Source organism: Streptomyces sp. GESEQ-4 (genome assembly GCF_017948455.1).
GTDB lineage: Bacteria > Actinomycetota > Actinomycetes > Streptomycetales > Streptomycetaceae > Streptomyces.
This window is the reverse complement of the sequence record NZ_JAFFSU010000010.1, coordinates 182,107-195,168: the sequence shown is the minus strand read 5'-3', so window position 1 is coordinate 195,168 and position 13,062 is coordinate 182,107. Positions and strand designations below refer to the sequence as shown.

The 13,062-nt window shown below is 70.7% G+C and carries 11 protein-coding genes and 1 pseudogene; 7 read left to right on the top strand and 5 right to left on the bottom strand.

The annotated features are described in order from the left end of the window. Positions 1-29: 29 nt before the first annotated feature. Positions 30-1,130 (bottom strand): nicotinate-nucleotide--dimethylbenzimidazole phosphoribosyltransferase, encoded by a 1,101-nt coding sequence (gene cobT, locus KCH48_RS21105; RefSeq protein ID WP_210576213.1) that lies wholly within the window; start codon positions 1,128-1,130, stop codon positions 30-32. Between the two features lie 140 nt (positions 1,131-1,270). Here cobT and KCH48_RS21100 point away from each other — a divergent pair, with 140 nt between their 5' ends. Next, the gene (locus KCH48_RS21100) at positions 1,271-1,987 is read left to right on the top strand and encodes a class I SAM-dependent methyltransferase (protein ID WP_210576212.1); all 717 of its coding nucleotides are present in this window, start codon (positions 1,271-1,273) and stop codon (positions 1,985-1,987) included. Positions 1,988-1,998: 11 nt separating this feature from the next. On the opposite strand, the gene KCH48_RS21095 is transcribed toward KCH48_RS21100, so the two are convergent. Then, complete coding sequence (locus KCH48_RS21095; RefSeq protein ID WP_210576211.1) at positions 1,999-3,201, bottom strand: bifunctional adenosylcobinamide kinase/adenosylcobinamide-phosphate guanylyltransferase; 1,203 nt, start codon at positions 3,199-3,201, stop codon at positions 1,999-2,001. A 152-nt stretch (positions 3,202-3,353) separates the two neighbouring features. On the opposite strand from KCH48_RS21095, the gene KCH48_RS21090 reads away from it, so the two are divergent. Beyond that, complete coding sequence (locus tag KCH48_RS21090; RefSeq protein WP_210576210.1) at positions 3,354-3,566, top strand: hypothetical protein; 213 nt, start codon at positions 3,354-3,356, stop codon at positions 3,564-3,566. A 41-nt stretch (positions 3,567-3,607) separates the two neighbouring features. On the opposite strand, the gene KCH48_RS21085 is transcribed toward KCH48_RS21090, so the two are convergent. The 3 genes and pseudogenes from KCH48_RS21085 to KCH48_RS21075 form a co-directional block, all read right to left on the bottom strand. After that, positions 3,608-4,657: a S1C family serine protease gene (locus KCH48_RS21085; RefSeq protein ID WP_210576209.1), complete on the bottom strand. Its 1,050-nt coding sequence runs from the start codon at positions 4,655-4,657 to the stop codon at positions 3,608-3,610. Between the two features lie 147 nt (positions 4,658-4,804). Next, positions 4,805-5,506, bottom strand: coding sequence for a methyltransferase domain-containing protein (locus KCH48_RS21080; RefSeq protein WP_210576208.1), 702 nt, complete (start codon positions 5,504-5,506; stop codon positions 4,805-4,807). 86 nt (positions 5,507-5,592) lie between these two features. Beyond that, positions 5,593-6,221, bottom strand: a pseudogene (locus KCH48_RS21075) (DUF3043 domain-containing protein). 280 nt (positions 6,222-6,501) lie between these two features. Between KCH48_RS21075 and KCH48_RS21070 the strand changes: the two are divergent. From KCH48_RS21070 to KCH48_RS21050, 5 genes are all read left to right on the top strand, one after another. Further along, on the top strand, positions 6,502-7,275 hold the full coding sequence (locus tag KCH48_RS21070) for a PspA/IM30 family protein (RefSeq protein WP_246885656.1): 774 nt from the start codon (positions 6,502-6,504) through the stop codon (positions 7,273-7,275). Between the two features lie 21 nt (positions 7,276-7,296). After that, positions 7,297-7,575 (top strand): hypothetical protein, encoded by a 279-nt coding sequence (locus KCH48_RS21065; RefSeq protein WP_210576206.1) that lies wholly within the window; start codon positions 7,297-7,299, stop codon positions 7,573-7,575. Between the two features lie 46 nt (positions 7,576-7,621). Next, positions 7,622-8,842, top strand: a complete 1,221-nt coding sequence (locus KCH48_RS21060) for a sensor histidine kinase (RefSeq protein ID WP_210576205.1) — start codon at positions 7,622-7,624, stop codon at positions 8,840-8,842. After that, positions 8,839-9,522: a response regulator transcription factor gene (locus KCH48_RS21055; RefSeq protein ID WP_210576204.1), complete on the top strand. Its 684-nt coding sequence runs from the start codon at positions 8,839-8,841 to the stop codon at positions 9,520-9,522. The genes KCH48_RS21060 and KCH48_RS21055 overlap by 4 nt, the downstream gene beginning before the upstream one ends. A gap of 314 nt (positions 9,523-9,836) precedes the next feature. Next, on the top strand, positions 9,837-12,959 hold the full coding sequence (locus KCH48_RS21050) for an efflux RND transporter permease subunit (RefSeq protein ID WP_210576203.1): 3,123 nt from the start codon (positions 9,837-9,839) through the stop codon (positions 12,957-12,959). Positions 12,960-13,062 lie beyond the last annotated feature (103 nt).

The window sequence follows — 13,062 nt, the reverse complement described above, 5'->3', positions numbered from 1 at the left end:
CGCCGCGAGGTGCTTGCCCCCGTCTTTCCCTACTCGTCCGCCGCCTTCTCAGCCTCCGGGGCCGCTTCCGGCTCCTCGGCCTCCTCCGCCTTCTCCGGCAGTTCCGCCGCCAAAGCCGCCGCGGCCTGAACCAGAGGCAGCGCCAGCAGTGCCCCCGCCCCTTCCCCCACCGTCACGCCCTGGTCGAGGAGCGGCTCGAGGGCCATGCGGTCGAGGGCCTTCGCCTGGCCCGGCTCACCGCTGCTGTGCGCGGCCAGCCACCAGTCCGGCGCCCGGAAAGCAACCCGCTGCCCCACCAGCGCACAGGCGGCGGCCACGACCCCGTCCAGGATCACCGGCGTCTTCCGCACCGCGCTCTGCAGCAGAAAGCCGGTCATCGCGGCCAGGTCGGCACCGCCCACCGTCGCCAGCAGCTGCAGCTGATCCCCGAGGACGGGCCGGGCCCGGCGCAGCGCATCGCGAATCGCCGCGCACTTCCGCATCCACGCGAGGTCGTCGATGGCGAGCCCCCCGCGCCCGGTCACGACCGACGCGTCGGTCCCGCACAGCGCGGCGACCAGCACGCCCGCCACCGTGGTCCCGCCCACGCTCACATCGCCGAGCACCACCAGGTCCGTACCGGAGTCGGCCTCTTCGTCGGCCACCGCGACCCCGGCCAGGAACGCGGCCTCGGCCTCCTCCGCGGTCAGCGCGTCCTCGACGTCGATCCGTCCACTGCCCCGCCGTACCCGATGCCGTACGACCTCGTCGGGCAGCGTCTCCGGATCGCAGTCCAGCGCCATGTCCACGACCCGCACGGGCACGGCAAGGCGCCGGGCCAGGACGGAAACGGGCCGGCCGCCCTCCAGGACCTCCCGCACCAACGCTCCCGCGCTGCCCGCGGGCCGCGCGGAGACACCCAGCTCGGCGACGCCGTGGTCGCCGGCGAACAGCACCACCCGCGGTTGTTCGATCGGCCGCACCGGCACGGCGCTCTGCGCCGCCGCCAGCCACTCACCCAGGTCGTCGAGGCGCCCCAGCGCTCCGGGCGGCACGATCTGACGCTCCCTGCGCGCCTCCGCATCGCGGCGCACCCCGCCGTCGGGGCGCTCGATCAGATCGGTGAAGTCGTCGAGATTAAGCGAGCTCATTCGCCGAACAGTACCGGCCCCGATCGAACGGACCGGCGCCACATCGCCACCACGCGCACATGACGTCATTGCGCCCAAGATCGCGATCCCATACGTTCCGTTTTGCAGTGGAATGTCGTACGTCCTCAGGGGAGCCGCCCATGCCACCCGCACGCCGCGACGACTGCCCGTGGTGCGGTTCGAAACAGCTCCGCGCCCGTACGAGAACCGTGGACGAGTGCCAGGACTGCGCGCACGTGTTCCAGAACCCCCAACGCCCGGTCGAGGACAGGCTGTTGGAAGAACACGTCAAGCCCTGTTCCGCGACCCGCCGCCAACACCGCCTCACCGCCCGCGCGATGCTGCGCCTGAGGCCCGAGCCGGAGAGCTGGCTGGACGTGGGCACACGCGACGCCGGCTTCCCGGAAACGGCGCGGGAGGTCTTCCCGTACACGTCCTTCGACGGACTGGACCCCAGCCCGCTGGTGGTGCGGGCACGCACGGCGGACCGCGTCGAAGAGGCCTACGTGGGCAACCTGCCGGACCCGCACATCACGACCATCCTCCGCGGGCGCTACGACGTGGTCAGCCTCCTCAACCATCTGCACCACACGTCCGACCCCCGTGCGGAACTCCAGGCCGCGCTCACGCTTCTCCGCAGCGGGGGCCACCTGGTGATCGAGGCCCCCGACCCGCGGTCCGCGCTCGCCACCCTCCTGGGCAGGCGATGGCGCCCCCAGACCCACCCGGGCCACACCCATCTGATCCCCCAGGACAACCTCCGCACGGAACTGGAATCCCGCGGCTGCACCCTCTCCCCACCCCTGAGCCGCACCCGCTTCTCCACCACCTACAGACTCATCGCCCGCAAGTCCTGAGCCACCCCGGCTCACCCCCGCAACACCACCGCCTGCCCCGCCACCACAAGCAGCACCTGCTCGCACTCGCCCGCGAATGCCGCGTTCAACCGCCCCAACTCGTCCCGGTACCGCCGCCCGGATGCGGTGGCCGGCACGATCCCCGACCCCACCTCGTTCGACACGGCGACAACGGTCCTCCGCGACGCCCGCACCGCCCCGGTCAACTCCCGCACCCGCTCCCGCAAGGCCCGCTCACCCCCGTCGGCCCACACCGCGTCGTCCCACGCCCCGACGGAGTCCATCGCATCCGTCAGCCACAGCGACAGACAGTCGATCAGCAACGGCGCCCCGTCGGCCGCCAGCAACGGCACCAGGTCACACGTCTCCGCCGTACGCCAGGACCCCGGCCGCCGCTCCCGATGCGCGGCCACCCGCGCGGCCCACTCGCTGTCCTCGTCCCGCGTCCCGCCGGTGGCGACATACAGCACATCGGGAAACGCCTCCAGCCGCCGCTCGGCCTCCACGGACTTCCCCGACCGCGCCCCGCCCAGCACCAGCGTCCGCCGCGGCACATCCGGTACGTCCTCATACACCCCCACGACCAGCGTCGTCCCGTCCGGCACGGCCCGCGCCCCGGCCGCCGCGAGCCGTCGCCGCAGCTCTCTCCCCGGCGGAACGTCATGATCTAGATGTACGGCGATGACATCCGTCGTCGGCCCGACCGCCCCCACCGCCCGCAACCGTGCCAACGCGTCCGGCCGCCCCACGACATCGGCCACGACCATGTCGTACGCCTCGCCGTTCCCCTCCTCCAGCCCGGCCGGCGCACTGCCCGGCGGCACATACAGCAGCCGGTGCCCGTCCGGCGCGGTCACCGCATACCCCGTACCGCCCGCGTCCATCGCCACGGCCCGCACCCGATGCCCCGTCAACAACGCCAACTCCCGCCCGTCCGGCACCCGCCCCGGCCCCGGCACCCCCGCCGGCACATCCACGGCCGGCCCATCATGCGGATGCGACAACAACACCTGCCGCACCCCCCCGAGCGACCGCCCGGCCCGAGCGGCGGCAAAGCCGGCACCGGGCGTCAGATCCATCAACAGCACCCCGTCCACGAGCAACGCGGTAGCCGCCCGCGCATCGTGCCCGAGCGCGGCAGCACACACCGCACAGGGGCATTCGGGGCGGGGCAGCCCCGCGGGGGCACCGGTACCGAGCAGAGTCACGTCCACGAAGTTGATTTTCGCCGGTCTCTGCTGATCTTGCGTGACGGAGACGCCGTTAAGGGGCGCGGGGAACTGCGCGACCAGCCCCCACCGAGCCGCACACAACGAACAACCGCATACGCTTCTGCTCCGTAACCGCTCAAACACGGGAGGCGCACATGGCCCTATGGACGTGGCGATTCGAGAAGTCCGACGGCGCGGAGGTCCAGCCCGCAGTGCAGCCCGAGGAGTTCACCACACAGGGCGACGCCGAGTCCTGGCTAGGCGAGTACTGGAAAGACCTGCTCGCCGGCGGTGCGGACCAGGTACGCCTGTTCGAGGACGCCACGGAGATCTACGGCCCGATGAGCCTGCACGCCACGGACGCGTAAGACGGACGGGGGAGGGGCGACCGTGAACCGGCCGCCCCTCCTCACTGCTCACCCAGCGTCACATCCACCGTCTTCTCGGCGTCGTTGCGCGTGAACGTCACCGTCGTCTTGTCACCCGGCTTCTGCCTGGCCAGCGCCTCCGACAACGAGGTGATGGTCGTGATGTCGGTGTCGCCGAGCTGGGTGATGATGTCCCCGGCCTCCAGGCCCGCCTGATCGGCCGCCCCGCCGCTCGTCACCGCGACGACCGCGACCCCGGCGACCTGGTAGTCGGCGTCGACGACCGTACGGCCGGTGATGCCGAGCGCGGCCCGGCCCGAGTCCGTCACCTTGCCGTCTTTGATGATCTGGTCGGCGACCGTCTTCACCATCGACGCGGGAATCGCGAACCCGATGCCGGGCGCCGCGGCGTCCCCGACGTTGGGGTCGGTGGCGGCGAGCGTCGGGATGCCGATGACCTCGCCGTCGAGGTTCACCAGGGCGCCGCCGCTGTTGCCGGGGTTGATGGCGGCCGACGTCTGCACCATGTTCGCGATGGTCGCACCCGTACCGCCGCCGGTCCGCCCCTCGCTGACGGTCCGTCCGGTCGCCGACACGATCCCCTGCGTCACGCTCGACGACAGCCCGAGCGGCGAGCCCATCGCGAGGACGATCTGCCCGACCTCGACCTTCGCGGAGTCCCCGAACTTTGCGGCCTTGAGCCCGTCCGGTACGTCGTTCAGCTTGATGACGGCGAGATCCTGGTCCGGGTACGCGTAGACGAGCCTCGCGGTCAGCACGTCCTCGCTGTTGGCGGTCGTCACCTGGAACGTCTTCTCGTCCCCGACGACATGCGCGTTGGTGACGATGTGGCCCTGGTCGTCGTACACCACGCCGGAGCCCAGATCGTTCCGGGCCTGGATCTGCACGACCGACGGCAGCACGTCCTTGATCACCTTCGTGTAGGCGTCCTGCAACTCACTGTCCACGGCCGGCATGGCGGCCTGCGTGGTGGTCTTCCTGGACCCCGAGGACTCAGCGGACCCGGAACAGCCGGTGATGATGACCAGGGAGCACACGAGCGCCAGGCCACGAATACGGAAAGCGTCCATGCCCCGAGTCTCACGTCGGGGTGAAAGCCCGTCCCCTGCTATTGACCCGAACGGGCAGCGCCCCAAAGGGGCGCGGGGAACTGCGCGACCAGCCACAACGGACCCGCAGACGCCAATCGACCCATCGCGGCACCTCGACCGGCGCGCTTACCCCCGCACCCCACACAAATGCAGCAACGCCCCCACCCGCCGATACGGATCCGTCCGCCCGGCCCGCTCCTCCGCAGCCAGCAGCGCGTCAACGTCGCCCGGCGCCTCCGCCCCGTCGGCAGCCGTGTCCGTGAAGACCCGCACGCCGTACCAGGCGTGCAGCGGTGCCCCGATCCCGGCCAGCGTCCCGGTCAGCGCGTCCAGCCGGTCCGCACGGACGTTGAGCCCGAGCCGGTTCCGGTAGGAGACCGTGTCGAAGGCGGCCAGTGCGCCCGCCCAGTCGCCGGACAGGCCGGCCCGCATCGCCAGCGCGTCCGCGTTGCGCACCAGCAGCGACAGCAGACCGCCCTGGGCGAGCATCCGGGCCAGCCCCGCCAGCAGCGGGTCGGGATCGTCGACGTACATGAGCACGCCATGACACAACACCACGTCGAAGCTGCCCGGCAGGAAGTGCACGCCGGTGTCACGGCCGTCGCCCTCGACGATCCGCATCCGCTCCCGGATCCCCTCCGGCTCGGCGGACAGGGCCTCCCGCGCCACGGAGATCATCTTCGGATCCTGTTCGACCCCGGTCACCTGATGTCCGGCCCGGGCCAGCCGCAGCGCCTGCGTGCCCTGGCCCATCCCCACATCGAGTACCCGGAGCCGCCGCCCGACCGGGAACCGGCCGGCTATCTGCTCGTCGAGCTGGCGGGCCACCAGCTCCTGGCGTACGACGTCACGCAGGCCGCCCAGCTTGCTCAGCCAGGCATCCGCCGCGCCCCCCGAGAACGAAGCCGTGCCGGTCAGGGCCGCTCCCCGCGCTTGACCTGCGGCTTCGGCAGCCGGAGCCGGCGCATCTGGAGAGAGCGCATCAGCGCGTAGGCGACGGCGCCGCGCTTGTTCTCGTCCGGGAAGCGCTCGGCGAGACCCTTCTTCAGGCGGTAACCGGTGGCGAACGAGTCGAGCACGATCAGCACGATCACGACCAGCCACAGCAGCAGCGCGATGTTCTGCAACGAGGCCACCCGCACCATGCTCAGCACGAGGATGACCACAGCCATCGGCAGGAAGAACTCGGCGACGTTGAACCGCGAGTCGATGAAGTCCCGGGCGAACCTGCGCACCGGCCCCTTGTCACGCGCGGGCAGATAGCGCTCGTCGCCGCCGGCCAGCGCCTGGCGCTGCTTGTCCAGGGCGGCACGGCGCTCCTCGCGCTGACGCTTGGCGGCGTCCTTGCGGGTCATCGACGTATTGGCGACGCTGCGGCGCTGGGACTGGGCCTCACTCCGCTTGGGAGTGGGCCTGCCCTTCGGGGCCTGCGGGTCACGGGTCTGAGTGGAGTCGGTCAGCGACGCCTGGTCGGCGTTCGCGGCCTTCTCATCCTTGGCACGGCTACGGAACACAAAACCCAAGGGTACGGGGTCTTGGGCATGGACCCCAGCCCCACGGGGAACGATCCGGCAACACCAGTCGTATTAGTGGGGACAGAAGGGGCGCTGCTCCCGGGGTTCGATCTCAGGGGTGACTCTCAGGGGTCACCTACTCCCTACGCCGGAGCAGGGCCGAACGCAGTCGTCCTTGGGGATGAGCGCATCCGTCCCCGAACAGTGCGGTAATGGATGCAGGGCCCGTACTGTGGGTTCTGTCGCAGGAGCTGGATGTAGTCCGTCAGAAGGGGGCGCGCGAAGCCCATGAGCGGTGTCATGAAGCGTATGGGGATGATCTTCCGCGCGAAGGCGAACAAGGCCCTTGACCGGGCCGAGGACCCGCGCGAAACCCTCGATTACTCGTACCAGAAGCAGCTGGAGCTGCTCCAGAAGGTCCGCCGCGGCGTCGCCGACGTGGCGACCTCGCGCAAGCGCCTGGAGTTGCAGCTCAACCAGCTCCAGTCGCAGTCCTCCAAGCTGGAGGACCAGGGCCGCAAGGCGCTCGCCCTCGGCCGCGAGGACCTGGCGCGTGAGGCGCTGTCCCGCCGTGCCGCCCTCCAGCAGCAGGTGACGGACCTCGAGACGCAGCACGCGACTCTCCAGGGCGAGGAGGAGAAGCTCACCCTGGCAGCCCAGCGCCTCCAGGCCAAGGTCGACGCCTTCCGTACGAAGAAGGAGACCATCAAGGCCACCTACACCGCGGCCCAGGCCCAGACCCGGATCGGCGAGGCCTTCTCCGGCATCTCCGAGGAGATGGGCGACGTCGGCATGGCCATCCAGCGTGCCGAGGACAAGACCGCGCAGCTCCAGGCCCGCGCCGGCGCGATCGACGAACTTCTGGCCTCCGGCGCCCTCGACGACCAGTCCGGTATGCACAAGGACGACATCCAGGCCGAGCTGGACCGCCTCTCCGGTGGTACGGATGTAGAGCTGGAACTGCAGCGCATGAAGGCCGAGCTGGCCGGCGGTCCCTCGTCGCAGCAGGCCATCGAGGGCGGCAAGGAGCAGTCGCAGTCCCAGCAGCAGCCGCAGGACACCCCGCGCTTCGACAAGCAGTAATCGCCACATACGGAGGGCGACATGATCGTACGGATCATGGGGGAGGGGCAGGTGAGGCTGGCCGACAGCCACTTCACCGAGCTGAACAAGCTGGACGACGAACTTCTTCGGGAGATGGAGAGCGGCGACGGACCGGGCTTCCGCGCCACTCTCCACGCCCTCCTCCAGAAGGTCCGCGAACTGGGTGAACCCCTGCCGGACGACTCCCTGGAACCCTCGGAACTGATCCTCCCGTCCCCGGACGCGACACTGGAGGAGGTCCGGGAGATGCTGAGCGACGACGGTTTGATCCCGGGCTGACGCGGGGGTCTGGGGGCGGCAGCCCCCAGGACGTACTGTTGCGACCGTGAGCAGCATCGACCGCGCCCGGCAGTGGCTGACCACGCACCCGCTGGCGCTCGACGCGGCGCTCGCGGCAGCCGTGCTCGCCTGCATGGTGGCCGGCTCCTTCGTGGACCCGCGTGGCAAGGACAGCGTCACCTGGAGCCTGCGCACCCCCGACACCCTCAGCCTGGTCCTCATCACGCTCGGCGCCGCCGCCCTGGTCTTCCGGCGCCGCGCCCCCAAGACGGTCCTCGCCGTCACCGGCACCTTCGCGCTCATCGAGTCCGTCACCGGCGACCCGCGCGCCCCCGTCGCCATGTCCGCGGTCATCGCGCTCTACACCGTCGCCGCCAGCACCGACCGGCACACCACCTGGCGCGTCGGCCTGCTCACCATGACCGTGCTGACGGCCTCCGCGATGCTCGCCGGCCCGCTTCCCTGGTACGCGCAGGAAAACCTCGGCGTCCTCGCCTGGACCGGTATCGGCGCCACCGCGGGCGACGCGGTCCGCAGCCGGCGCGCGGTCGTGCACGCCATACGGGAGCGCGCCGAGCGGGCCGAGCGCACCCGTGAGGAGGAGGCCCGCCGCCGGGTCGCCGAGGAGCGGCTGCGGATCGCCCGGGACCTGCATGACGTGGTCGCGCACCACATCGCGCTCGTCAATGTGCAGGCCGGAGTCGCCGCCCATGTCATGGACAAGCGGCCCGACCAGGCCAAGGAGGCCCTGGCCCACGTACGGGAGGCCAGCCGCTCCGCGCTCAACGAACTGCGCGCCACCGTCGGCCTGTTGCGGCAGTCCGACGACCCCGAGGCGCCGACCGAGCCCGCGCCCGGCCTGGTCCGCCTGGACGAGCTCGTCGGCACCTTCCGCAGCGCCGGACTGCATGTCGAGGTCGCCCGCGCCGACCACGGCACCGTGCTGCCCGCCGCCGTCGACCTGGCCGCCTACCGCGTCATCCAGGAGGCCCTCACCAATGTGCAGAAGCACGCCGGCACCGAGGCCAAGGCCGAGGTCAGCGTCGTACGCGTGGGGGAGAACATCGAGATCACGGTGCTCGACAACGGCGCCGGGGAGGACGACGCCCCCGAGGCCGGCGGCGGGCACGGGCTGATCGGGATGCGGGAGCGGGTCAGCGCCCTGAGCGGCACTCTCACCACCGGTCCCCGGTACGGCGGCGGTTTCCGTGTGCATGCGATCCTGCCGGTCAAGACCCGCACCAGCCCAGCGAAGGACTCCGTATGACCATCCGTGTCCTGCTCGCCGACGACCAGGCGCTGCTGCGCAGCGCCTTTCGGGTGCTCGTCGACTCCGAGCCCGACATGGAGGTGGTGGGCGAGGCGTCCGACGGTGCGGAGGCGGTCCGGCTGGCCAAGGAGCAGCGGGCCGACGTCGTCCTGATGGACATCCGCATGCCCGGGACGGACGGACTCGCGGCCACCCGCATGATCGGCGCCGACCCGAGCCTCGCGCAGGTCCGGGTGGTGATCCTGACGACGTTCGAGGTCGACGACTACGTGGTGCAGTCGCTGCGCGCGGGCGCCTCCGGCTTCCTCGGCAAGGGCTCAGAGCCGGAGGAACTCCTCAGCGCGATCCGGGTCGCGGCCGGCGGGGAGGCGCTGCTGTCCCCGGCCGCCACCAAGGGCCTGATCGCCCGCTTCCTCGCCCAGGGCGACGCGGCGGACGACGAGCGCGACCCCGCCCGTGCCGAACGCCTCGCGGCGCTCACCGGGCGGGAGCGCGAGGTGCTGGTCCAGGTCGCCGGCGGCCACTCCAACGACGAGATCGCCGAACGCCTCGAAGTCAGCCCGCTGACCGTGAAGACGCACGTCAACCGGGCCATGGCCAAGCTCGGCGCCCGGGACCGGGCCCAGCTCGTGGTGATCGCGTACGAGTCGGGGCTGGTACGTCCAAGGGTGGAGTGAGTGCCGCCCGGTCGTACTGCGACCGGAGTAGGCGAGAGATAAGGAACGGGACCCAGGGGCTACGGATCACCGTCCGGTGATGGCTCAGGGTGTAGGGGGTGTCTTGTGGGCCTCCGCGGCGTCGCGGCGTCTGGCACGCACGCTCGCCGCGTTGCCGGAAGGCCCTAGTAGCTCCGCTACGAGGACCTCCCGGCGCCTTGCGATCGCACGCACCAGACGCCGCTCCTTCTTCCACGGAGGCCCACAAGACACCCCCGCGGGCGCTCACATGCGCCCCTTCCTCCGCTCAGGCCACAGAAGAGAGACGCTGACCCATGTCCTGGCTGTCAAGATTCAGCCTCGCGCAACGGGCCCTCATAGGGCTGATGTCGATCGTCGCGCTCGCGTTCGGAGCGATCGCGATCCCGCAGCTCAAGCAGCAGTTGCTGCCCTCCATCGAACTTCCCATGGTGTCCGTGCTCGCCCCGTACCAGGGCGCGTCCCCGGACGTGGTCGAGAAGCAGGTCGTCGAACCCATCGAGGACGCGCTCGAAGGCGTCGACGCCATCACCGGTGTCACCTCCACGGCCAGCGAGGGCAACGCCCTGATCATGGCCTCCTTCGACTACGGCAACGACACCGAGCAGCTCGTCGCCGACGTCCAGCAGGCCGTCAACCGCGCCCGCGTCCAGCTCCCGGACGACGTGGACCCGCAGGTCGTCGCCGGTTCCACGGACGACATCCCGACCGTCGTCCTCGCCGTCACCTCCGACCAGGACCAGCAGGCCCTCGCCGACCGGCTCGACCGGACCGTCGTACCGGACCTGAAGGACATCGACGGCGTCGGACAGGTCACCGTCGACGGCGTACGCGACCTCCAGGTCACCGTCACCCCCGACGAGGCGAAGCTCGCCAAGGCGGGCCTGAGTTCGCAGGCCCTGGCCCAGGCGCTCCAGGCGGGCGGCGCAACCGTCCCGGCCGGCTCCTTCGACGAGGCCGGCAACAACCGCACCGTCCAGGTCGGCGGCGGCTTCACCTCCCTGAAGCAGATCCAGGACCTGATGGTCACCGGTGAGGGCGGCGGCGACCCGGTGCGTCTGGCCGACGTGGCGAGTGTCGAGCAGGAGCAGGCCACGGCCGACTCCCTCACCCGCACCGACGGCAAGCCCAGCCTCGCCGTGAGCGTCACCATGGACCAGGACGGCAGCGCGGTCGCCATCTCGAACGCGGTCGAGGACAAACTCGCCGACATGCGCAAGGACTTGGGCGCCGGCGCCACCATCACGGTCGTCAGCGACCAAGGCCCGGCGGTCTCCAAGTCCATCTCCGGTCTGACCACCGAGGGCGGGCTCGGTCTGCTCTTCGCGGTTCTCGTCATCCTGGTGTTCCTGGCGTCGATCCGCTCGACGCTGGTGACCGCGGTCTCCATTCCGCTGTCGGTGGTGCTGGCCCTGATCGTCCTGTGGACGCGCGACCTCTCGCTCAACATGCTGACGCTCGGCGCGCTCACCATCGCCATCGGCCGGGTCGTCGACGACTCGATCGTGGTCCTGGAGAACATCAAGCGGCACCTCGGCTACGGCGAGGAGCGCCAGGAGGCCATCCTCAAGGCGGTCCGCGAGGTCGCCGGCGCGGTCACCTCCTCGACCCTCACCACCGTCGCCGTCTTCCTCCCGATCGGCCTGACCGGCGGCATGGTGGGCGAGCTGTTCGGCTCGTTCAGCCTGACCGTGACGGCGGCGCTGCTCGCGTCGCTGCTGGTCTCGCTGACGGTCGTACCCGTTCTGTCGTACTGGTTCCTGCGCGCCCCCAAGGGCACGCCCGAGGACGCCGAAGAAGCCCGCAGCCTGGCGGAGGAGAAGGAGGCCAAGAGCCGTCTCCAGCGCCTCTACGTCCCCGTCCTGCGCTTCGCGACCCGCCGCCGTCTCACCAGTGTGGCGCTCGCGATCGTGGTCCTCATCGGCACGTTCGGCATGGCGCCGCTGCTGAAGACCAACTTCTTCGACCAGGGCGAGCAGGAAGTCCTCACCGTCAAGCAGGAGTTGAAGCCCGGCACCAGCCTGGCGGCGACCGACGAGCAGGCGAAGAAGGTCGAGAAGCTGCTCGGCTCCGTCGAGGGCGTGAAGGACTACCAGGTCACCGTCGGCTCGTCCGGCTTCCTGGCGGCCTTCGGCGGCGGCACGGACACCAACCAGGCGTCGTACCAGGTGATGCTGGAGGACTCGGCGTCGTACGACGAGGTGCAGAGCCGTATCGAGGACGGCCTGAAGAAGCTGTCCGGCATCGGTACGACGACCATCGCGGCCGGTGACGGCTTCGGCAGCCAGGACCTCAGCGTGGTCGTGAAGGCCGCCGACGCGGGCGTGCTGCGCGAGGCCGCCGAGGAGGTCCGCAAGACGGTCGCCGGCCTCGACGACGTCACCGACGTCAGCAGCGACCTGGCGCAGAGCGTGCCGCGGATCTCGGTCAGGGCCAACGACAAGGCCGCCGCGGCCGGCTTCGACGACACCACGCTCGGCGCGGCCGTCGCCCAGGCGGTCAAGGGCACCACCGCCGCCAAGGCGACCCTGGACGACACCGAGCGCGACGTCGTCATCAGGTCGGCGAAGCCCGCCGAGACGCTGGCCGAGCTGAAGGCGCTGCGCCTCGGTCCGGTGAAGCTGTCCGACATCGCCACGGTCCAGATGGTCGACGGGCCGGTGTCGATGACCCGCATCGACGGTCAGCGCGCGGCCACCATCACGGCCCGGCCGACCGGCGACAACACCGGCGCGGTGAGCACGGACCTCCAGTCGAAGATCAACTCGCTGGACCTCCCGGAGGGTGCCACGGCCGCGATCGGCGGTGTCTCCGAGGACCAGGACGAGGCGTTCGCCAACCTGGGCCTGGCGATGCTGGCGGCCATCGCGATCGTCTTCATGCTGCTGGTCGCGACGTTCCGCTCGCTGGTCCAGCCGCTGATCCTGCTGGTCTCCATCCCCTTCGCGGCCACGGGCGCCATCGGCCTCCTGGTCGCGACGGGCACCCCGATGGGCGTCCCCGCGATGATCGGCATGCTGATGCTGATCGGCATCGTGGTGACGAACGCGATCGTGCTGATCGACCTCATCAACCAGTACCGCAGGCAGGGTTACGGCGTCGTCGAGGCGGTCGTCGAGGGTGGCCGCCACCGGCTGCGCCCCATCCTCATGACGGCCCTGGCGACCATCTTCGCCCTGCTCCCGATGGCGTTGGGCGTCACCGGCGAGGGCGGCTTCATAGCCCAGCCGCTGGCGGTGGTCGTGATCGGCGGTCTGATCACGTCGACCCTGCTGACCCTGCTCCTGGTCCCGACGCTCTACGCGATGCTCGAACTGCGCAAGGAGCGCCGGGCGAAGAAGCGCGAGGCGAAGCGGCAGGCGAAGCTGCCCTCACAGCCGACGCCGGCTTCCGAGGAGCCGGAGCCCGCGGGCGTGTGACGGCCTGATCACCGGCGGCCGGGGACCGATCCACCCACGGATCGGTCCCCGGCCGCCGCCGTTTCGCCGTTACGTATCCTGTGCCCGAACTGCTTTGCGGCGA